The following is a 21,567-nucleotide window of genomic DNA, read 5'->3' as shown; positions in this document are numbered from 1 at the left end:
AGGAGTGGTTTACAATGGCAATTAATCTCTATGATGCTGCAAATGAACTTGAGAAGGCGATTCGTTCCAGCGAGGATTACAATCAGTTAAAACAAGCGTATCAAGATGTGAATGCGGATGAACTCACAAGAAACATGTTTCATCAATTCCGGCAAATTCAAATGAATTTGCAGCAAAAGCAAATGATGGGGCAAGATATTTCCCAGGCGGAAGTGGAAGAAGCACAAAAATCTGTAGCACTTGTTCAACAAAATGAACGCATTTCACGGCTGATGCAGGCCGAACAGCGGATGAGCATGGTCATTGGCGAACTAAACCAAGTTATTATGAAACCGCTCGAAGAACTATACGGAAAAATGCAATAAGTTGAACATTCACACCCCCTTCTGATAAAAAGAAGGGGGTGTTTGTGATGGTTTATGTCCTAATTGATGAATTGTGTGGTACAATTTACCTATTAGCATTGTATAAATGAAAGGATGAATACAATTGACCCCACAAGTCAGAGAACAGATTCGTAACCTTGTAAGAGAAAAGATCATAACAAAGGTTGAAAAATATAAACCCGAATCGGAGCATAAACCGTTTTTTACAGCTATTTTTTCTGAAGATAAAATTCTAACGGCATCATTGGTTCATTCTTTCTATACATCCTTTGGAATGTCTATTTATGAACAAATAGCTATTATGCTAGCTAGTGCAGCTGGCTTTCATGTGGAGAGACAGTATAAGTTAGAAGGGGATATTGATCTTGGGACAGAAAATTTAATTAATCGTCTTTGGGAGCGAGATAAAACGAATGGAAGCGGTGATAAGCTAGAGGAATTGCAACAAATTCGAGATAGCATTTACCCTGCAAGGCAAGTAAGAGTTCAAAATGATTCAGTAGTCGATTTATTTATTCAAAAGCCAACAGGAGAAGAGTACTATATTGATGTGAAAACAGTTAAACCAAACAAGGGGGAATTTGAGTATCATAAAAGAAAACTGTTAAATTGGGCGGCATATCGTTATTCGGTTGATCGGAAGGCAAATGTATCTACTTATCTAGCTATTCCATATAACCCATTTTACCCAGCAGCTTATATTACAAGTATGTGGAGTAAAGCAAAATGTATGGATCCGGAGCATGATCTATTGGTTCAAGAAGACTTTTGGAATTTAGTGGGAGGTTCAGTTAATACATATCATTACTTAATTGAAATTTTTAAAGAAGTGGGAGCAGAGCTAAGCGAAACAATTAATTCAAAATTTAATTAATGAATAACGAACAACCTTTAGTTGTTCGTTATTCGTTACATTGAAAGAGCAAGTTGATGATCCTCGTCTTCAACTAGAAGATCTTCAATTGAATCATTCTGCTTTTTCTTTGTTAAACATTCCACGATTGATTGTCCTAATTTAAAAGCCAACTTAACAGGTACAGCATTTCCAATTTGTTTATATTTCTCGCTCATCGATCCTTGAAATTCCCATGAATCAGGAAAAGTTTGAATTCTTGCATATTCCCTTACTGTAAACGGTCTGGTTTCTTCTGGATGGCATCTTCCGTTTGTTTTTGGGATGGAGAGGTTGTAAGAGTTAATGAAGGCTCGTCCCAGGAGAGGCGTCGTGCCATTCCTGTTCTTCCACCGCCAGAATAGAAACTTTTCCCCATAAAATCTTTTTGAATTTCAATAGGTAAATCTCTCCAACAACCCCCAGGGGGAACAAGTTCAAGAATTCTCTTTCGATTGTCCGAGTACTTCATGCCTTCAGATGGTGGAACATCTTTTAGGGCTTCTTTTAATGTTACAATTTCTTTCTCTTCTCTGGGAAAGCGAAATGTAAATCGATCCAGTGTTCCAATAATGATTACACGTTCTCTTTTTTGAGGAACCCCATAATTCACAGCATTAACAAGCCTATACTCAACGTGGTATCCCAATTCTGAAAGTATTTGAATAATGGTTTTTAGTGTTCTGCCATTATCGTGGCTTATAATCCCTCGTACATTTTCAGCCAGGAATAATTTTGGGCGTATCTCTTTAACTGCCCTTGCAAATTCAAAAAAAAGTGTTCCGCGAGTGTCTTCAAAACCGAGTTTTTTTCCAGCATAGCTAAATGCTTGGCAAGGGAATCCGCCAATAACCGCATCTACTTCAAACTGGGAAAAGTCAACGTTTGTAACATCTTCATTTATGACATTCCAATGAGGACGGTTGTATTTTAAAGTTTCACAGGCATATTTATTAATCTCAATTAGTGCTACAGATTCAAGCCCTGCTTGTTCTAAACCAAGCGCTAGTCCACCTCCACCGGCAAATAATTCAATGGTTTTAATTTTTTTTGCAATTTTGTAGGGGGAATTATTTTCAGCAACCGTTGTTTCAGAAGTTTGTGTTTGACTAGTTGATTCTTTTTCTACTATTTCCATAGGTGAGACTCCTAACACTTTGCATAGTTTTAATACATTGCTTTTAATGGGGTTAAATTTTGGCGATAGCATAACTGATAGTTGATTTTTAGTAATACCAAGGAGCTGGGCCAATTCTGTTTGAGTGGCTATTTGCTTTTTACTCATATATTCCTTTACTATTGATTTATCAATTTGCATATTCACCAACACTTTCTATTAAGTATGTTATGATTTTATAATAACATGCTTTCTTTTGAAAGAAAATAGTTTTTGGAACAAATGTTCTGTTTGGTAAACTCATCAACTATTTGAAAGATCAAGCGATTGTATAGTAATCGGAAATGAGAAAGTGCAGAGGTAAATGAAGAAGAATCGCTTTATGAAACTGTATTTAAGACCTATTAAAGCTCAGTTTGTTCTGTTCACTATTTCGATCGGAGCAAATTACTTGTGTTTTTGTTTCATAAGACTTCATTTTATCATTTAGAAAACAAGGTATTCCCATGACAATAATTGGGAGAATGCCTTGTTTTTTTATATGAACAGCTTAGTCCATAAATAGTGTATCGATATCTACTACTAAATCAGGAAATACAAACGATTTTGCTGTTTGCGTTTCTCCAAATGCTTCTTTTTTACGGAAGTATCCTTCCTCAAATCCATAAACTTCAATGATTTTGTAATTAGGATCGACAATCCAGTATTCTTTTACCTCAAACTGCTGATATTTCTTAAATTTTTCATTCCGATCCTTTTGTGCCGTAGATGGTGATAAAACTTCGACAACCAGTGTAGGAGCACCCAAGCAGCCATTTTTCACTAATTGATTTTTATTACATATGACAGATATATCTGGTTGCAAGATATCTTTTGTGTTTTCATAATCACTATTTTCAGAAAACCGGACATCGAAAGGAGCAATCGCGACAAAACAATCTTTATTTCCGAAAAAAGAGCGGAAGGCATAATATAATTCACCAACAGCAAATTGATGATTCAAGTTTGGAGAAGGACTCATATTAAAAGGAACCCCATTTATAAGTTCCCATCGGCCTTCCCATTGGATATATTCATGATAGGAATAAATTTTCGACTCTTCAGGTTTCATAACTGGTTTTCCCCTTTGTTTTTCAAATAAAAGTCCATTAACTCCAAATTAAAAAAATTTTTTACATACTCATTTTAACATGCAAGTGTCCATGGTCAAAAAAGATTTGCCAACCGTTAAAAAGAACAATTGGATCGCCTGGTACTTCCCTTAGTCCCTTGTTCTATTCTCGCTGCAGTTATCATAAAAGTGATTATAAGGATAACTTCACCAAGAACAGGGGGCAACAACATGATTTATCGCCTGCTAGCATTAAATATCGACGGAACGCTTTTGCAATCAAATGGAAAGCTGCATAAATCGTCGAAGGAAGCTGTGGAATATGTCCAGCAAAAAGGAATTATTGTGACACTCGTAACCTCACAGAGCTTCCCAACCGCCCGCAAGGTGGCGAAAGCATTAAAAATCAAAACACCGTTCATTTCCCATCAGGGAGCATACATTGCCAGTGTGCAAGAAAAACCAATTTACGTAAAAAGAATAAATGAAGACATTACGTATGATGTCATTCGCTTTCTGGAGGCAATTCCTTGTCAAATCAGGCTTGTTCACGAACAATTTTCACTGGCCAATAAGTTTAAACTCTCACATAACCTTTTAGCGAAAACAGTGTTCACTTCAGGCGACCCCGTCTTTTATTCCCAGCAATTTGTCTCCTCTCTGAGCGAATACTTACATGATCAGCCTGTTTCTCCGCCAAAAATCGAAGTTTATTTTGAAAACAAAAAGGATCTAGACGATACGGTGATTGCTTTTCAGAAGATGTTTGTTGAAATTGATACCATTCAGTTGAATTCCTTGCGGCTGGATATCGTTCCGGCTGGTGTTTCAAAATGGAGCGCGCTTTCTTATTTAGGCAGGCAGCTGGGAATCAAGAGTACCGAAATAGTTGCAATCGGTGACGGCCTTGATGATATTGTCATGATTGAGCAAGCGGGACTTGGGGTAGCCATGGGCAATGCTGAATTTGCTGTAAAAAAAGCAGCAGATTGGATCACTCGATCGGAAAACGAACACGGCGTTGCCTATATGGTGAAAGAACATTTTCGCAAACAGCAGCCAATTGAATTTCTACGAAAGATGAATATTATTAAAAAATAACGCATGTAAGATATCAAGGCCTTGAGCCTATGATATCTTTTTTTCTGGCTTAACGTAATGTTTTTCCATTATATTGACCTTGTTTTCGTGATTCTGTACACTTAAGGGAGCTTATTTTAAAGGGTGGTATGGTTGAAAATTTCAATTACCGGGTTAGAGGATCCTCGGTTTGACAGGCCTTTAACCTTGATTGCCAATTTGTTTTTTGAAGAATCCCTGATTGTTAGGCAGCTTCAGCAAGATGCCGATGCGACGATCAAATTTTCACTGGCAGCAAAAGAGTGTATCGCTGTATCGGCAGAACTGGCCGATCAGACAGGAAAACGATATACAGCATGCTATGAAAAAGATTGGGCAGAAGAGATGTCCGAAAAGGAGCAGTTCAAGCAACTGAAAAACGCCGTTTCACGAGTATATTTAATGGTCTTGCAGGATTGGACAGGGATTGTACAAAAATGGGGAATTTTAACTGGCGTAAGGCCGACAAAGCTATTGCATCGAAAAGTAAAAGAGGGAATTCCTTTTGAACTTGCCAAGCAGCAACTAAAAGATGAGTATTTGATCTCAGAGAAAAAAATCGATTTGATGCAGCAAATCGTTAACCGGCAGTTAGCGGTGGTTCCTGATTTATATTCCCTTCGAAAGGAAGTCAGTATTTATATCGGTATCCCGTTTTGCCCTACGAAATGTGCCTATTGTACGTTTCCGGCCTATGCGATCAACGGTAGGCAAGGCTCTGTCGATTCGTTTCTTGGCGGCCTGCACTATGAAATGAAAGAAATCGGCAGATGGCTGAAAGAAAAGGGAATCAGGATCACTACAATTTACTATGGCGGCGGCACGCCGACAAGCATCACCGCCGATGAAATGGATATGCTTTACGAAGAAATGACTGAGTCATTCCCTGATGTTAAAAACATCCGCGAAATCACAGTCGAAGCAGGAAGGCCTGATACCATCACGCCAGAAAAGCTGGATGTGTTGAAAAAATGGAAGATTGACCGGATCAGCATAAACCCGCAATCCTATATTCAAGAAACGTTGAAAGCGATAGGGCGCCACCATACTGTGGAGGAAACGATTGAGAAATATCATCTTGCCAGGTCCATGGGGATGAACAATATCAATATGGATCTCATTATTGGCCTGCCTGGAGAAGGGGTGGCTGAATTTTCTCATACATTGGCTGAAACGGAAAAGTTAATGCCAGAATCATTAACCGTTCATACACTATCGTTCAAGCGCGCCTCTGAAATGACAAAAAATAAACAAAAATACAAAGTAGCGGAGCGAAACGAAGTTGAAAAAATGATGGGACTGGCGGAAAGCTGGACAGCCGAGCACGGGTACAAGCCGTATTATTTGTACAGGCAAAAAAACATCCTTGGGAACTTGGAGAACGTCGGCTATTCGCTTCCGGACCAAGAAAGCATCTATAATATTATCATTATGGAAGAAATGCAAACGATTATTGGTCTCGGTTGCGGGGCCTCGAGTAAATTCATTCATCCGGAAACGGGTGAGATCACCCATTTTGCCAACCCGAAAGATCCTAAATCCTACAATGACAGTTTTGAATCTTACACGGCTGAAAAAATAAACATTTTAGAGCAATTGTTTTCAAAAGAAAATTCTCCCGTATAGCAGCGGGAGAATTTTTTTGAAGAATTGTGCTTCGTGTAGTCAAAATTCTTGGCAACGTAGGGGAATTGTAACTTGTGTAATCGGGATTTTTGGCAATGGAGGCGGAATTGTATCCCGTGTAATCGGGATTTTTGGCAATGGAGGCGGAATTGTACCACATGAAGGTGGAATCATACTACAGTAAACGGAATACTGCCCCCCCCCCCCCGACTTGGCTGAAAAACTGTAAAAATAGCAAAATAGTAGCAATTGAACCAGACGGAAACGAGAAAATTTGTTCACGATATTCATTATTTTTCGAAAATTGGTTTTACCAATCGCTTTTTCCCATTATAATGAAGATGTGGAAAGGCAATTGGAGGACAAAGGAGGGCATGTTGATGGTAGAAACCCATTTTGTAACCGAAAAGGTTCTTGTGCAGGTCAATGGACGAGTAGCAACAATCCAGTTAAACAAGCCGGAAAGTTTAAACTCACTCGATTCAGAAATGATTAGAGGTCTTACTGGTCAATTAAAAGCGATCAGTGAGTCGGACGAAATTGATATTGTCGTACTGACAGGCAAAGGGAGAGCCTTCTCTGCGGGCGGCGACATTAAATGGATGGCTGAACAATCAAATGAAAGCGATTTCCTTGGGTTGATGGAGTGTATTAATGAATTGATTGTTACTCTTTACAGCATGCCAAAGCTAACGATTAGCGGAATATCTGGGGCAGCAGCAGGCCTTGGGCTTAGCATTGCGCTTACAACCGATTATATTATTGCTGACTTATCCAGTATACTGGCAATGAATTTTATCGGCATCGGGTTAATTCCAGATGGCGGCGGCCATTTCTTCCTAGAAAAACGGCTTGGAGAGACAAAAGCAAAGCAGCTGATTTGGGAAGGAAAAAAATATCGGGCAGAAGAAGCAGCAACGATCGGATTGATTCAGGAAGTAGCCGAAGGGGAGCTTCAAGATGCGCTTGAAGCACGAATTGCTGACTGGCTTTCCCGACCGGTTCAGGCAATGATCAAAACGAAAAAAATTCTTGCCGAGAAAAATCGGCCGCAGCTATTGAAAATTCTCGAACTCGAAAAGTATGGGCAGTTGAAAATGCGCGAAACAGCGGATCACCGCGAAGGAATACAGGCGTTTATTGAAAAAAGATCTGCGAAATTTACAGGAAAATAAAGACGAAGCCAAAGGGCTTCGTCTTTATTTATAATATCACCAGAATTTATATGTTGACCCTTTTTTACGATTGCCGGAAAATTATGACATTGAGTCAATTCTGAAACGAATCTTTTTTGACCAAAATCATGAATCTGTGACATGAAAAGTATAGATGCAAGGAATTTATTCTATAACTGCAAAACTAAAAAGGACCGGGCGGCGGTTTTTGCCCGGTTTTTCTTTTAGCTAATCAGAATTTATATGGATAAATTCTGAACGGACGACGGACAGGACGTCCTAGTCAGGCGAGTGCCACAGGATGTGGCAGGTATACGAGCGTGGTAAATTCAACTACGCCTCTGTCTTCGTCCAAAGGACTCGCCAGTCGGCGAGTTTTCATTTAATTTTATAGGGTAAACCGGTCATTACTAGCTTCCCTAATGCCTGATTCACCAATTTTTTAGGCCTAAGCGGTCATTACTAGCTCCCGTAATGCCCAATGTTCCTATTTTTTAGGGTAAACCGGTCATTACTAGCTTCTCTAATGCCCGCTTCACCAATTTTTTAGGGTAAACCGGTCATTACTAGCTTCCCTAATGCCCTATTCACCAATTTTTCAGGGTAAACCGGTCATTACTAGCTTCCCTAATGCTCGATTCACCAATTTTTCAGGGTAAACCGGTCATTACTAGCTTCCCTAATGCCCAATGTTCCAATTTTTTAGGGTAAACCGGTCATTACTAGCTTCCCTAATGCCCAATGTTCCTATTTTTCAGGCCTAAGCGGTCATTACTAGCTTCCCTAATGCCCAATGTTCCAATTTTTTAGGGTAAACCGGTCATTACTAGCTTCCCTAATGCCCGCTTCACCAATTTTTCAGGCCTAAGCGGTCATTACTAGCTCCCGTAATGCCCAATGTTCCAATTTTTTAGGGTAAACCGGTCATTACTAGCTCCCGTAATGCCCGATTCTCCCATTTTTCAGGCCAAACCGGTCACTACTGGCTTCACCGGAACGCCCCCCGGAAAGCGAGTGCCTGGAGCGGAAATCAACAGACTCCGTTTATCCGCCAAACTAAAAAGGGCCGGGCGGCGGTTTTGCCCGGTTTTTCTTAGCTAATCAGAATTTATATGGATAAATTCTGAACGCATAAATTCAACTACGCCTCTGTCTTCGTCCAAAGGACTCGCCAGTCTGCGAGTTTTCATTTAGGAATGAAATAGCAAAAGTTTTCCAGATGGGGATGTGCAGCGGTGGGTCTTTTCTGATAAACTTTTCTCTGCGAGCAGATTTGCACCAAGAGTTTTTGCCATCTCATCATTTTCGGCTTGAAAGGTTTCATCTAAGATTTTCTCTCCATTCGCTTCAAATGCCGTTAATTTATAGTTCTTCATTTGAATCCCCTCTTTTTAGAAAATTTATTATTTTCTCTATTTTACCTAAAGTTGTGGGATATGCAAAGGAAGTGAAGCTTTTAATCCATTATTTCAATCAATGAGGAGGTTTTTCTATGGCTTTAGTGCTTGAACATGTCACAAAGCGATTCGGATCCTTTACAGCCGTTGACGATTTATCCCTTAGCATTCCGGAAGGTGAAATCTTTGGCTTTTTAGGGGCAAACGGTGCTGGCAAAACGACGACTTTCCGGATGATTCTCGGTATCCTTGATTCAAGTGGCGGCAAAATTACGTGGAAAGGTAAGTCAGTATATGACACCGCAAAACGGTTTATTGGGTACTTGCCCGAAGAAAGGGGACTGTACCCGAAGTTAAAGGTACGAGATCAAATCATTTATTTAGCGAGATTAAGAGGAATGCCAAAAGACGAAGCTGCCGTTGAATTACGAAAATGGCTTGAGCGATTTAAAATAACGGAGTATGAGACCAAAAAAGTCGAGGAACTGTCGAAAGGAAATCAGCAAAAAATCCAATTTATTGCCGCTGTCATCCATAAACCAAAACTGTTGATCCTGGATGAGCCGTTCAGCGGGCTTGATCCGGTCAATGTCGAACTGTTGAAATCGGCCGTTGTTTCTCTAAAGGAGCAAGGGGCAACCATAGTGTTTTCAAGCCATCGAATGGAACATGTTGAAGAAATGTGCGAACAGCTTTGTATTTTGCACAAGGGAAAAACGGTTGTTCACGGTGGACTAAAGGAAATTAAACGATCTTTCGGTAAAAAAAATCTTGTCATTCATGCCGATGTTGCTCTTGATTTCTTGGCATCGTATCCGGGGGTAGTAAAAGCAAAGGCGACCGCAGAAGGAATGCTGCTGCAAATTGAAGGGGAGCCGGTGGCCGAGCAAATTTTCAAAGAATTAGCAGGCAAAGGATTTGTCCGCAAGTTTGCGCTTGAAGAACCATCTTTAAACGATATTTTCATTGAGAAAGTGGGTGCTTCCTATGAATAATTTTTGGATCATTTTATGGCATACCTATCTCACAAAATTAAAAACAAAATCGTTTTTGATTACGACCTTGATTACGATTGCTATTGTTCTTGTGCTGGCAAATATCAGCACGATTATTAAAGCATTTGATAAAAACGGCGGAAAGGATACAGTCGCTGTTCTCGATCAAACCGGGCAGCTGTACGAACCGCTGAAGCAACAAGTTGCAGCAATAAATAAGGACATCGTTTTAAAACGGTACAGCGGTGCTGAAAAAGACGCCGAAAAGGCTGTTGAAAAGGGAACTTATAAAGGACTGCTCCTGGTTCGTTTTAATCAGGAAAAATTGCCAGAAGCCACGTTTAAGGCAATGTCGATTGCCGATTCAAGCATCTATACCGATCTGCAAAATGGGCTGCAGCAGGTAAAAACGATGATGGCGGCAGCAAAACTAAATCTAACCCCTGCACAGCTGCAAAAACTGTATGAACCGGTCTCATTTCAAAAAGCGGCCCTTGAAAAGAATGCCAAAACGGAGGAGCAACTCAATCAGGCACGCGGACTTGTTTATGTTTTGTTGTTTGTGATTTATTTTGCCGTAATCATGTATGCGAACATGATTGCGATGGAAGTAGCCACTGAAAAATCTTCGCGGGTCATGGAAATTTTAATTTCAAGCGTTTCTCCGATTACGCAGATGTTTGCCAAAATAATTGGCATTGCCCTGTTGAGCTTAACACAGCTTGCCGCTTTCTTAGCTGTTGGGTACTTTTCTTTTAAGCAAAACAGTGCTTCGTTAACGGGCGGTTTCTTTAATGTATTTGGTTTTGGCCAAATACCGGCTGCGACAATTGGTTATGCGGTCATCTTTTTCATCCTGGGCTATTTTTTATTTGCGACAATGGCCGCTTTTCTCGGCTCGCTTGTCAGCCGGATTGAAGATGTACAGCAGATGATTACTCCGATGACAATGCTTGTTGTTGCGGGATTTATGATTGCGATGTTTGGCCTATCAAAACCAGACTCGCCAGTTATTACGGTCACGTCCTTTATTCCGTTCTTTACTCCGATGATTATGTTTCTTCGCGTCGGGATGCTAACGATTCCTTTTTGGGAAGCCTTGATCGGGATAGCGATTCTCGCGGCAACCATTGCACTGTTGGCGATTTTTGGCGCCCGCGTATACAAAGGCGGCGTATTGCTGTACGGCAAATCCAATTCGTTTAAAGATATTAAAAAAGCATTGCAATTAACAAAAAAAGAGTAAGTAGAAAAGAGCCGGTGAAAAAAGCCTGCTCTTTTTAATATAGAACGTGCATTCGCTTTTTAAGAGTGGTAGAATAAAAGAAACGATAGTGAAAGGGTTTTAGTATGAAACAAATTTCGTTTATTCATGCTGCTGATTTGCACTTGGACAGCCCAATGGCTGGTTTAAAAACACTGCCGGATTCTATTTTGAGAAGAGTAAGAGAAAGCACATTCCAAGCGTTGAAAAAATTGACAGACGCTGCGATTGAAAGGGAAGTTGATTTTGTTATCTTTGCTGGCGACTTATTTGATGGGGAAGACCGGAGTCTCAAGGCACAGTCACGGCTGCAAAATGAAATGCTGAGACTGAAAAAGTATGGAATCCCGGTTTATATTGTCCATGGAAATCACGACCATTTAAGCGGAACATGGGTAAAGCTTGAAATGCCGGAAAATGTCACTGTTTTTTCAAGCGAGGTGGAAGTCAAAACGCTTCAAACGAAAAGCGGGGCAATCGTTCATTTGTATGGATTCAGTTACCCGAAGCGCCATGTTCTGGAGCGGAAAATTACCGAGTATCAGCCAGTTGCCGGGGCCGATTTCCATATTGGCATTCTCCATGGCAACTTAGCGGGTACGACAGAGCATGGCAATTATGCTCCCTTTACGATAAAAGAGCTGCTTGGAAAACCGTTTGATTACTGGGCATTGGGGCATATCCATAAACGGGCTATTTTAGCGGAAAACCCGCCTATCGTCTACCCCGGCAATATCCAAGGAAAGAACCGCAAAGAAACAGGCGAAAAGGGCTGCTATTGCGTAACAATGACTTCTCTTGAGACAAAGCTAGAATGGATTGAGACAGCGCCAATTATCTGGGAAACTGCTTCTATTGATGTTCAAAACGCCAAGAGTTTTCAAGAGATTTTTCATGTTTGCCAAAATGCGGTTGCCGAGTATCGTAAAACAGGTAAAGGAATATTGCTGATACTGTCGTTAAAAAATGTTCAACTGGAAGATTTTAAAGAAAGAACGGCTGTTTTCGAGCTTTTCGAGTTATTGCAGGAAAATGAAGAAAATGAGGACTCGTTTGTTTGGATTGTTCAGCTTGAGATCGAAGAAGATATGAGGTTAAATAAAGAGCGGCTTGGGAAAGAGGGCGGCTTTTTTCAAGAGCTTTTTTCAACAGCTGATCAATACAATCATCAACATCACGCGCTTGCCCCTTTATACGAACATTCATTGGGAAGAAAGTATACGGCCGCATTATCAACAGAGGAACAGCAGGAACTTGTAAAAAAAGCTGAAAATTTGCTTATTTCACTGCTTACTAGACAATAAGAAAGGAGGCGTTACACTTGAGGCTGATCGATCTGCATATTTATGGGTTTGGCCGTCTTGAGGATGTGATCATTGAAAACTTGACTGATTTTCAAGTTTTTTATGGTGAAAATGAAGCAGGAAAATCAACGATTATGGCGTTTATTCATGCTGTTCTGTTCGGCTTTCCTACTAAGCAGCAGGCAGAGCTACGCTATGAGCCGAAACAAGGAGCAAAATACGGCGGGAAACTAAGGCTGTCTCATCCACAATACGGTATTGCAGTGGTTGAACGGGTCAAAGGAAAAGCAGCAGTTGGCGATGTGACCGTTACCCTTGAAAAGGGGCAAAGCGGCGGAGAAGAACTGCTGAAAGACCTTCTATTTGAACTGGATAAGGATATTTTTCAGGCGGTCTTTTCTTTTAATTTGCATGGCTTGCAAAACATTCATCAAATGAAAGGAGAAGAACTGAATCAATTCTTATTTTCCGCCGGAACGCTTGGAACCGATCGCTTAGCAGCAGCGGAGCTTCAATTGCAAAAAGAGTTGGATTACCGGTTTAAAACAACGGGAAAAAAACCGGTGCTAAATGAAAAACTGCAGGAAGTTGATCTGTTAAACAAAGAGTTGAAGAAAAAAGCGGCAAAGAATCAGTCTTATCAATCCTTGACTGGCGAGAAAGAAGACATTGAGAAGGAAATAGCCGCACTTCAAAAACGGATCAATCAAATTCGGACACGAATAGAGAAGTTAAACGAGTGGAAAAAAGTGTCTGCTCATGTCAAGGAAGAGAAATGGCTTGAACAAGAGCTGGAGGAAATCGGTCAAGTTACCTTTCCTGCTCGGGGGATCGAGCGATATGAACAACTCAACCAGCTGTTAAAGCCCTATCATGCTCAGCTGTCCAGCCTGAATGAGCGGATCAATCAAGTACAACAACAGCTTGAAAGCATTGAGCCGGATATTGATTTCCTGCAAAACCAAGCGGAAATCGAGGTGGCAGTCAATCAATTTCCGCTCTATCATCAATATAGCCTTCAAGAAAAAGAACTAGAGGCAAAACTGGGCGAACTTGAAAACAAGATCGGCAGTATAAAAGAACAGCTTCACTTGCAACAACGTGATGAAGCTGTTGCCGCGATCAATACAAACTTATACATAAAGGATCAGGTGCAAAAACTTGATAAAAAAAGAATTTTGCTTGATCAAAGCAAACAGGAACTGGAAAACCATTTTGCTGAAGAGAAGCGCAAGCTGGAAGAGTTGGAAGCGGCCGCAGAAGCTGCAAAAGCCCAGCTGCTGCCTGATGCTGAACGAAGCAGCATGGAAGCCGAGGCTGCAAAGGCTGTTGATCGGGATCAAGTTGAAGCAAACATCAAGGCGATTCGGGAAAAGATTGCTTTTTACCAAGCGGCAAATGAACGAGAAAAACGGCAAAATCAGCAGAAATCGCTACAATATTTCATTTTTGGCCTGATGTTGTTTGGGTTAATCGTTTATAGCTGGTCGATTCAGCAAACACTGCTAACCCTAATTGGAGCGTTCCTTCTTTTCGTTATAGCTGCTTTTTTTGTTAAAGGACTAAAAAACAAATCCTTGATTGTAATGGGCGAAACGCTTGGACCGCTTTTTGCAGAGGAAAGGAAATGGCAGGAATATCTTGCATCCTCACAATATGCCAATATGACAATAGTGCAAGAAAAACTTGCCATGGACAATCGACGCCGTGAACAGCTGCAGATTTTACGTGTAAAACTGGAGCAGCAGCAACATTTATTTGACAAGGTAGTCGATCAATTCGAGATGTGGGAGAGTGATGCTTCCGCCTATGGCAAAGAAATCGAAAAGATCAGCTTGGAGCTGAACATACCGAAAGAATTGGCAAAAACACAACTCGTCGATGCTTTTCAGCAACTTGACCAGTTAAAAACGATGATACGAGAAAAACGCCAGCTCCAGACCCAGTTGGAGCAATTGCGGGAAGAGCGCATGACGATTTGGTTGCGGCTTGGAAAAACAGCGGCGCGGTATCTTGGTGAAAAGGAACCGGATATACAAAAAGCAGTATTTTTACTGCGAAATAAATTAAATGAAGAACGGGAGAAAGTGATTCTAGTAAAAGCAAAACGTGATAAACTTCAAGAAATGGAGGAGAATCGCGGACAGCTTCAACAGGAAAAAAACCATATGCAAACGGAAATCGATCAGTTGATGGCGGAGGCAAATGCCGAAACAGAGACGGATTTCTTTGTAAAAGGCGAATGGTTTACCAGAAAAGTGAAGCTGGAAGAAAGGCTGACTGATGTAAAACAGCAGCTTCATTATTGCTTTCTGAGCAAGTTGGAAAGGAATAGTTATTTACATATACCAAACTGCGAGGAAATAATGGAAGAACATCACTTGGAAGCTGAAAGGCTTCAGAAGACGCTTCTGGAAAAGCAGGAAAATCTTGCAGCAAAGCGCCATGAAATCCAGCTGCTTGAAGAAGGCGGGGTTTACTCGGAAATCCTCCATCAATTGAAGCTTAAGCAAACGGAATTGGTAGAAGAAGTGAATGAATGGGCTGTCTACCGGATTGCCCAGGACATCCTTTTGCAGACGGTTGAAAAATACAAAAGCATCCATCTCCCGCGCATGCTTACGCAGGCGGAAACCTATTTGTCTTTTCTAACTGAAGGGCGGTATTGCAAAATTCTTCTGCATCCAAAGAAAACTGGCTTTCTAGTCGAAAGAGACGATCATATCCTGTTCGAAGCGTATGAGTTAAGCCAGGCGACAATGGAGCAGGTGTATGTATCCATTCGACTGGCACTTTCAACAACGCTGTTTGCAAAGTTTCCGTTTCCGATTTTAATTGATGACAGTTTTGTTAATTTTGACGGAAAAAGAACGCAAAGGATAATGGAATTGTTGAAAAATACTAAGCAAAATCAAATATTATTTTTTACATGTCATCAGCATTTGCTTGATTATTTTAGCAATCCTGATACTCTTTTCTTGCAGAAAGGTGCTGTTCAGCGAGTTTGCTAGAGTGATATACTTTTAACGATAAGAAAGGAGCGGTCTGAAGCGATGAATCGAGGAGTTCTGCAGCATGATGTCGGGGAACAGGTGGAACTGTTCCTGTTGATTAAAACTGCAACAAAGGGAATTGCCAGTAATGGCAAACCGTTTTTAACCCTGATTTTACAGGATCAGAGCGGTGACATTGAAGCAAAGCTATGGGACGCTGGTGAAGAAGAAGAACGCAGCTATGCAGCTGAAACAATCATCAAAGTGTTAGGCGATATTCAAAATTACCGTGGAAGAAATCAATTAAGAATCCGGCAAATTCGGCCGGCTGTTCCAAGCGACAAGGTGAAGCTTGAGGATTTTTTAGCGTCAGCGCCGCTTGGCCGTGAGGAAATGTCAGGGAAACTCACCCAATACATTTTCGAAATGAAAAATCCGAATATCCAAAGAATTACACGCCATTTGCTGAAAAAATACCAGCAGGATTTTCTTGAGTTTCCTGCAGCAACAAAGAATCATCACGAATTTGTGTCCGGACTTGCATACCATGTAGTCAGCATGCTTGATTTGGCAAAGGCAATTGCCGGATTGTACCCAAGTCTTGATAAGGACTTACTCTATGCCGGTGTTATTCTACATGATCTCGGAAAAGTAATTGAGCTTTCCGGCCCCATTTCAACGACCTATACGGTGGAAGGTAACTTACTAGGGCATATTACCATAATGGTAAACGAAATTGGAAAAGTTGCTGAAGAGCTGGACATTTCTGGTGAAGAAGTTATGATTTTGCAGCATCTTGTTCTTTCCCATCACGGTAAAGCAGAATGGGGGAGTCCGAAGCCGCCGTTAATTAAGGAGGCTGAAATTCTTCACTATATTGATAATATAGATGCAAAAATGAATATGCTTGACCGGGCTATGGAAAGGGTGAAGCCGGGAGAATTCTCTGAACGCATTTTTGCCCTTGACAACCGCTCATTTTACAAACCGGTATTTCACAAATAAGGACGGCCATCTTGGTCGTCCTTTTAAATTTTTTTGTGGTGAAGCATTTTTTAAAAGCTCACTGAATATGTTGGTAAAAATGGACAACCCCCATACGAGGAAAGGAGCGAATCAAGAATGGATATTCCCATTTGGGTATATATGGTCGCCGCCGGCATTATCATCAGTGCGTTAATGGCTTATAAAACAGGCAAAGAGGAACGAGAAGCAGAATTTGAGACAATTGAAAGAGAAGGGGAGGTATACATGAAACGGCTCGAGCAGGAAAAAGAGAATCGCGAGAGCCAAAAAGCGAGCGAAGCATAACGAAAGGAGAGACCAATGATCTGGTCTCCCCTTTTTTGGCTAATCAGAATTTATATGGATAAATTCTGAACGGACGATGGACAGGACGTCCTAGTCAGGCGAGTGCCACAGGATGTGGCAGGTATACGAGCGTGGTAAATTCAACTACGCCTCTGTCTACGTCCAAAGGACTCGCCAGTCGGCGAGTTTTCATTTATATTACGAAAATGATTATTGTGCAGGGGCAGCCGATGGTGCAGTTTGTGGATTGAGGGCATCTTTCAGAGCTTTGTCATCCACTTTTACACCGGCATCTTTCATTTCCTTCTGCATGACTTTATCAATGATATCGTTCGTTAATTTTGATGATTTTACTTTGTATTCAATATCCTTTTTCATCGCATCAAAAGATTCTTTCTTCTTCTCGCCGGTTTTTTGAATGATATGGTATCCGTAAGACGTTTTAACCGGTCCTGAGATTTCATTCAATTTTAAAGCAAATGCTGCTTTTTCAAATGCCGGATCCATTTTTCCGGTACCAAACCAGCCAAGATCGCCGCCTTTTTGTGCGGTACCAGTATCTTGTGAATATTTCTTCGCTAAGTCTTCAAATTTTGCACCGGCATCAAGCTGTTTCTTCACATCATTTGCGGTAGCTTCATCCTTAACGAGGATGTGGCGTGCCTTAATGTCCGGTTGATATTTATCGTAATAATCTTTCAGTTCTTTATCGGTTACTTTCACTTCTTTCAAAGCAGCTTTTTCTTGCATCATGCCGATTTTCATTGTTTTCTTTAAATCGTCTTCATTTTTATAACCGTATTGCGCAAGTGCCACTTGGAAATTTGAGCCAAGATCTTTCTTGAGCTGATCTACTTTTTGATTTACTTCCTTATCGGTGACCGGGTATTTTTTTGCTAAAACTTTTTCATAGACGAGCTGCTGCAATGCTTGTGTACCAATTTTTTCTTTCATGGCGTTATAGAGCTCGTCCTTTGTGACGTCGCCAACCTTGCTCTCAGCTACTTTTTCCGAACCATTTTGACTGCAGGCGCTTAAAGCAAGAACTCCACTCGCTAAAGCAAGGGCTAGCATCCATTTCTTCATGATGAACCTCTCCTAAATAAAATTTCATGGGAATTTTAATCCACAGGTTTTACTATAACATAAACAATCGCTACTGCAAAAATATTATCCATATTGGAAAGGAAGTTTTTCTTTCGTAGGTAAGCGCCTAAACCATTTCGTCGGGTTTTGAATAGGATATCGTAGTAATAGATAAAGGAGGTATTACGATGAGCAATGGATATGGTGCTGGCTTCGCTCTAATTGTAGTCCTCTTCATCTTGTTGATTATTGTTGGAGCAGCCTGGCTGTAACAATAAGCAGTACAAGAAAAGTAAAATCTTTGTTGATGATACGGAAGGAGGAAGGAAAATGTCTGGTGCTGCCGGATTTTATGGTGGAGGATTTGCGTTAATCGTTGTTCTCTTCATCTTGTTGATCATTATAGGTGCTTCTTGGGTTTACTAAAGAACTGCAACAAAGCGATGAGCCATTGGCTCATCGCTTTGTTTTGCTAATGTCCCCAAGCTGAAACCTTCTGATTTCTTTAGGCTATGTGAATAAAATTTCCATATACGAGGATACAAGTAGAATCGTAATGCACACGTTAATCGTTCGAAATACTTTGTGCTGCCGTTCTTCAGGTATATCCTTTTGAACACAAAGGGAATGGGTCATTTTGTTTACATAGTAAAGAATTAAAATGGCAAGAACAATAAAAATGGAGATCATCAGCGATTCCCTCCCTTTACGTAAAGATTTTTATGTACATAAAAACAACGGCACAGACTATAAAGCTGCCGTTTCATTCATTTGGGGATTTCTTTCTTCAGCTGTTGTCCATTTTCTTTATGTTTAATACAATAACAAAAATAGGGTAAAAAAGATAGTCTAAAAAGTGGAAGATTGAGTCGCAGCTTCCGGATATTTGTGGATCCAAATAGGTAGGTTTGCCATTATGGAATCGATCCAAAAAATGGTTAGCCAATCAGATAAACAGATACTACAAGAACAAAAATTCTATGGTTTAAAGCGAGGTTTTGTAAATGAATGAACAGGATGTCATGCACCGTCTCCGTCTTCTTGAATATCATCAAAAATTACTTGTCCAGCTTGTAGCAAATCCCCAGCTTGATTTTTTAAAAAAAATTGTTGAAAAAGGAATTTCCGAACAGGAAGTTGAAGCATTTTTTAAACTCTGCGATGAGCTTACATTGCAGATGGAGGAGCAAAAAGCGGAGGGGTTTCTGCACTTTTATCCGCTTTATCATAAGTTTACAGCTTCGTTGCCAAAGAATCTTCAAGCAGACGAAGCAGTCACGTCTTGTCTCAACCAAAATCTTTATTTAGATCTCATGCGAGAATTTAAAAAATATTTCTAAAAAGTTAAACAATCTCCTGTTCGGATTTCTTGTTAGGATGATGGAGTTTCTGCAATTCCTCACTGAATTCGCTTTCAATGTTGTGAAAGGATTTTTCGAAAATTTCCATGAAATCTTCTCCGTAGATATTGCGGACAATTGCCATCATTTCGATAATTTCCGGGAATTTCCCATACAGATCGCGAAGTGGTAACGCCCCTGTAAAAGCAGCATTGTTGTTAGGGTTATAGTTTTCCATTAATTGAAGTAAAATCGATTCTCCTTCATCCGTTAACTGAATATACGTGTTCCGCTTGTCATTTTCTTTTTTTGAAAACTTTAGCAGGCCGCGTTCTTCTAGTTTTTTAGAAAAGTTGAAGGCAGTGGAAACATGCATGACACCAAATTTGGCCACATCCGAAATGGAGGCGCCGTTTAAGTGATAGGCAATCCAAAGGATATGGTGTTCATTGATATTTAAGTCAAACGGTTTAATCCATTGCTGCCAATCCTTTTCGATCGATTTCCATAGAGCCTTGCTTAATTGGGCAATTCTCTGGCTAAAAAGCATCGCTTCTTTCAATGAATAATTTTTTTCCGGCATTCCCAATTTCACCTACTTTTCTATTTCTCTATTATCATTATGCCAATAAAACAAAAATTAATAAAGATATAAATTTACAAAATTTTTAGAAAATGTTTTCCTAATAAAGTCATGTTAACAGTGGGGCGAAGATGAAAAATGTATGCATTATTATCATAAATAGTTTGCAGAAATATTTCCACCTTTTCGAAAATTATGTTAACACGTTTTGAATTTAATCGATTGTTCATAAGATGTAAAGTGCTACATATAAATGGATTAACAACGGGATAGGAGTGGAGCAGTCTTTGAGTGTCATGATGAGTGCATTTTGGCTGATAAGTTTTCTGCTGTTTCTTGGCACGTTTCGCCTTTTTGCGCAATACCGCAAACCGGGTGCTTATCCGCCAAAACATATTCTTAAGAAGCAGATGATAACTTTAGGCAGTGGGTGTATTTTCTTCTTTTTATTGGGTTTAGTGCTTTCTGTGAATTTGTAGAGCATGAAGCATGATGGTTCCTAATAAGAAAAAGAACCCAAAAAGGGTTCTGTTATTAGGAAACTTTCTTTGTTGGGACAAGTTTTTGCGACCCCAGTTTCGTCCGTTTCACAATGGATAGAGCAATCGGATAAATGATCACCATGGCAACAGTGTTAAACGCTGCTGCTGGTAGGACAACTGCTGCAAACAAGCCTGTAAATGGACCAGGCAACCCGACGATGAAATAAGCCGATGTCAAGAATGCTGCTCCTGAAATTAACGTCCCAATAGCAGTCAGAACTGCAATGCTTACAAGCGAATTTCGGAATTTTTTTAGAGCTAAAAACAAACCAAAAAACAGTAAAGCCGTTACAGGTTTGTCAATCATGTTCGGAATCTGTCCGCCGGGGAAGGTTGTTGTCAAACCAGATATAACGCCAGTGACGATTGCTAAAAGTCCAACGCTTTTTATCTCCGGAAAAAGAATGATTCCTAAAAACATCATTGTCAGCATCATATCGGGCTTCATTCCAAGAAAAATCGGCGGAATCACCGCGTGTAAAACAGCTCCCATTCCAACCAAAAGTGAAAGGGCTACAAGGTTCTTTGTATTCATTTCTCATCTCTCCTCTGCTGATCTCAGCTAATGTGTATTTCCTGCAGTGCACTTATTGCCTGCAGCGAAATCTTGTCGTTATTATATCATACAATCTGATCGTTGAAAATACGCATTCTTGGTTAATTCGAAGATAGATGCTTGCTGATACCGCTGGCGATTTGCTGAAGCTGTTCCGGTGTATAATCAGCCTGATTATTTTTCCATACGGCACCAAACCCGTCACCTTTGCCATAGCGCGGAATTAAATGCAAGTGAAAATGGAAGACGGACTGACCCGCCTGTTCTCCGTTGTTGTTCACAGCATTGAGACCAACAGGGGTGAATTCTGCCTTCAAAGCGTTGGCAATGGCAGGAACTGCTTCGAAAAGGTTTTTTGCAATTTCTGGTGTCAGCTCAAACACATTTTCCTTATGTATTTTTGGTATGACCAAAGTATGGCCTTTTGTCACTTGGCTAATATCCAAGAAAGCCAGCACATGTTCGTTTTCATATACTTTCGCTGCCGGAATATCACCATGAATAATTTTACAAAAAATACAATCGCTCATCGTTTTTCGTCCTCTCTTTTTTTTATAATTTTATCATACTTACTGGTATAAAAAAAAGGAAAGGCAGGATCCGCGTGGAATCCTGCCCTTTTGAAGGGGAAATGCTTCTAGGAAAACGTTCTTTACAGGTCTCTTTCTTTGACAAACACCTCATTTATTATGGTAGTGTTCGGTAAAGAGTGACTTTGTTCAAACTGACCATCCCCAATTCTTTTTCAGTTATAAGATAAATGTAACTTT

The 21,567-nt window shown here is 40.4% G+C and carries 23 protein-coding genes; 14 read left to right on the top strand and 9 right to left on the bottom strand.

What is annotated here, in order from left to right; all coding sequences use genetic code 11:
• The first annotated feature begins 14 nt into the window (after positions 1-14).
• Complete coding sequence (locus ACQYAD_RS07675) at positions 15-365, top strand: YlbF family regulator (RefSeq protein WP_430236875.1); 351 nt, start codon at positions 15-17, stop codon at positions 363-365.
• 124 nt (positions 366-489) lie between these two features.
• Entirely contained in the window at positions 490-1,260 is a 771-nt protein-coding gene (locus ACQYAD_RS07670; RefSeq protein WP_430236873.1) for a TdeIII family type II restriction endonuclease, read from the top strand.
• Between the two features lie 35 nt (positions 1,261-1,295).
• Here ACQYAD_RS07670 and ACQYAD_RS07665 read toward each other — a convergent pair whose 3' ends face one another.
• From ACQYAD_RS07665 to ACQYAD_RS07655, 3 genes are all read right to left on the bottom strand, one after another.
• Entirely contained in the window at positions 1,296-1,565 is a 270-nt protein-coding gene (locus tag ACQYAD_RS07665; protein ID WP_430237232.1) for a DNA cytosine methyltransferase, read from the bottom strand.
• The gene (gene dcm / locus ACQYAD_RS07660) at positions 1,511-2,596 is read right to left on the bottom strand and encodes a DNA (cytosine-5-)-methyltransferase (protein ID WP_430236872.1); all 1,086 of its coding nucleotides are present in this window, start codon (positions 2,594-2,596) and stop codon (positions 1,511-1,513) included. The genes ACQYAD_RS07665 and dcm overlap by 55 nt, the downstream gene beginning before the upstream one ends.
• Positions 2,597-2,945: 349 nt before the next feature.
• Positions 2,946-3,506 carry a Uma2 family endonuclease gene (locus tag ACQYAD_RS07655; protein WP_430236870.1) on the bottom strand — a complete coding sequence of 187 codons (561 nt, stop codon included), beginning with the start codon at positions 3,504-3,506 and terminating at the stop codon, positions 2,946-2,948.
• A 231-nt stretch (positions 3,507-3,737) separates the two neighbouring features.
• On the opposite strand from ACQYAD_RS07655, the gene ACQYAD_RS07650 reads away from it, so the two are divergent.
• From ACQYAD_RS07650 to ACQYAD_RS07640, 3 genes are all read left to right on the top strand, one after another.
• Entirely contained in the window at positions 3,738-4,607 is an 870-nt protein-coding gene (locus ACQYAD_RS07650; protein ID WP_430236867.1) for a Cof-type HAD-IIB family hydrolase, read from the top strand.
• Positions 4,608-4,739: 132 nt separating this feature from the next.
• Entirely contained in the window at positions 4,740-6,251 is a 1,512-nt protein-coding gene (locus tag ACQYAD_RS07645) for a coproporphyrinogen III oxidase (RefSeq protein WP_430236866.1), read from the top strand.
• Between the two features lie 380 nt (positions 6,252-6,631).
• Positions 6,632-7,426: an enoyl-CoA hydratase gene (locus ACQYAD_RS07640; protein WP_430236863.1), complete on the top strand. Its 795-nt coding sequence runs from the start codon at positions 6,632-6,634 to the stop codon at positions 7,424-7,426.
• A 1,190-nt stretch (positions 7,427-8,616) separates the two neighbouring features.
• On the opposite strand, the gene ACQYAD_RS07635 is transcribed toward ACQYAD_RS07640, so the two are convergent.
• Positions 8,617-8,802: a YhzD family protein gene (locus tag ACQYAD_RS07635; RefSeq protein ID WP_430236861.1), complete on the bottom strand. Its 186-nt coding sequence runs from the start codon at positions 8,800-8,802 to the stop codon at positions 8,617-8,619.
• Between the two features lie 116 nt (positions 8,803-8,918).
• Here ACQYAD_RS07635 and ACQYAD_RS07630 point away from each other — a divergent pair, with 116 nt between their 5' ends.
• From ACQYAD_RS07630 to ACQYAD_RS07605, 6 genes are all read left to right on the top strand, one after another.
• Positions 8,919-9,818, top strand: a complete 900-nt coding sequence (locus ACQYAD_RS07630; RefSeq protein WP_430236858.1) for an ABC transporter ATP-binding protein — start codon at positions 8,919-8,921, stop codon at positions 9,816-9,818.
• On the top strand, positions 9,811-11,064 hold the full coding sequence (locus ACQYAD_RS07625) for an ABC transporter permease (RefSeq protein WP_430236856.1): 1,254 nt from the start codon (positions 9,811-9,813) through the stop codon (positions 11,062-11,064). Before ACQYAD_RS07630 ends, ACQYAD_RS07625 begins: the two co-directional genes overlap by 8 nt.
• A 104-nt stretch (positions 11,065-11,168) precedes the next feature.
• A complete protein-coding gene (locus ACQYAD_RS07620; protein WP_430236853.1) occupies positions 11,169-12,386 on the top strand; it encodes a metallophosphoesterase family protein in 1,218 nt (405 codons plus the stop codon).
• Between the two features lie 17 nt (positions 12,387-12,403).
• Positions 12,404-15,397, top strand: coding sequence for an AAA family ATPase (locus tag ACQYAD_RS07615; RefSeq protein ID WP_430236851.1), 2,994 nt, complete (start codon positions 12,404-12,406; stop codon positions 15,395-15,397).
• A 42-nt stretch (positions 15,398-15,439) separates the two neighbouring features.
• Positions 15,440-16,384: a 3'-5' exoribonuclease YhaM gene (gene yhaM / locus ACQYAD_RS07610; RefSeq protein ID WP_430236849.1), complete on the top strand. Its 945-nt coding sequence runs from the start codon at positions 15,440-15,442 to the stop codon at positions 16,382-16,384.
• A 117-nt stretch (positions 16,385-16,501) separates the two neighbouring features.
• Positions 16,502-16,690, top strand: a complete 189-nt coding sequence (locus tag ACQYAD_RS07605) for a sporulation YhaL family protein (protein ID WP_430236846.1) — start codon at positions 16,502-16,504, stop codon at positions 16,688-16,690.
• Positions 16,691-16,900: 210 nt separating this feature from the next.
• Here ACQYAD_RS07605 and ACQYAD_RS07600 read toward each other — a convergent pair whose 3' ends face one another.
• Positions 16,901-17,776: a peptidylprolyl isomerase gene (locus tag ACQYAD_RS07600; RefSeq protein WP_430236844.1), complete on the bottom strand. Its 876-nt coding sequence runs from the start codon at positions 17,774-17,776 to the stop codon at positions 16,901-16,903.
• A 188-nt stretch (positions 17,777-17,964) separates the two neighbouring features.
• Between ACQYAD_RS07600 and ACQYAD_RS07595 the strand changes: the two genes are divergently transcribed.
• On the top strand, positions 17,965-18,048 hold the full coding sequence (locus tag ACQYAD_RS07595; RefSeq protein ID WP_430237230.1) for a YjcZ family sporulation protein: 84 nt from the start codon (positions 17,965-17,967) through the stop codon (positions 18,046-18,048).
• A gap of 58 nt (positions 18,049-18,106) precedes the next feature.
• On the top strand, positions 18,107-18,202 hold the full coding sequence (locus tag ACQYAD_RS07590) for a YjcZ family sporulation protein (protein ID WP_430236842.1): 96 nt from the start codon (positions 18,107-18,109) through the stop codon (positions 18,200-18,202).
• 84 nt (positions 18,203-18,286) lie between these two features.
• Here the strand turns inward: ACQYAD_RS07590 and ACQYAD_RS07585 are convergent, their stop codons facing one another.
• On the bottom strand, positions 18,287-18,466 hold the full coding sequence (locus tag ACQYAD_RS07585; RefSeq protein WP_430236840.1) for a hypothetical protein: 180 nt from the start codon (positions 18,464-18,466) through the stop codon (positions 18,287-18,289).
• Between the two features lie 314 nt (positions 18,467-18,780).
• Here ACQYAD_RS07585 and ACQYAD_RS07580 point away from each other — a divergent pair, with 314 nt between their 5' ends.
• Complete coding sequence (locus tag ACQYAD_RS07580) at positions 18,781-19,116, top strand: DUF1878 family protein (RefSeq protein WP_430236838.1); 336 nt, start codon at positions 18,781-18,783, stop codon at positions 19,114-19,116.
• A gap of 4 nt (positions 19,117-19,120) precedes the next feature.
• Here the strand turns inward: ACQYAD_RS07580 and ACQYAD_RS07575 are convergent, their stop codons facing one another.
• The 3 genes from ACQYAD_RS07575 to ACQYAD_RS07565 form a co-directional block, all read right to left on the bottom strand.
• Positions 19,121-19,699 (bottom strand): HTH-type transcriptional regulator Hpr, encoded by a 579-nt coding sequence (locus ACQYAD_RS07575; protein ID WP_430236836.1) that lies wholly within the window; start codon positions 19,697-19,699, stop codon positions 19,121-19,123.
• A 534-nt stretch (positions 19,700-20,233) separates the two neighbouring features.
• Entirely contained in the window at positions 20,234-20,776 is a 543-nt protein-coding gene (locus tag ACQYAD_RS07570) for a tryptophan transporter (protein ID WP_430236833.1), read from the bottom strand.
• Between the two features lie 122 nt (positions 20,777-20,898).
• Positions 20,899-21,327: an HIT family protein gene (locus ACQYAD_RS07565; protein ID WP_430236832.1), complete on the bottom strand. Its 429-nt coding sequence runs from the start codon at positions 21,325-21,327 to the stop codon at positions 20,899-20,901.
• Positions 21,328-21,567: the final 240 nt, after the last annotated feature.

This window comes from Neobacillus sp. SM06 (genome assembly GCF_050496765.1).
Classification (GTDB): domain Bacteria; phylum Bacillota; class Bacilli; order Bacillales; family Cytobacillaceae; genus JAEVLT01.
This window is presented reverse-complemented; position numbering and strand designations above follow the sequence as displayed.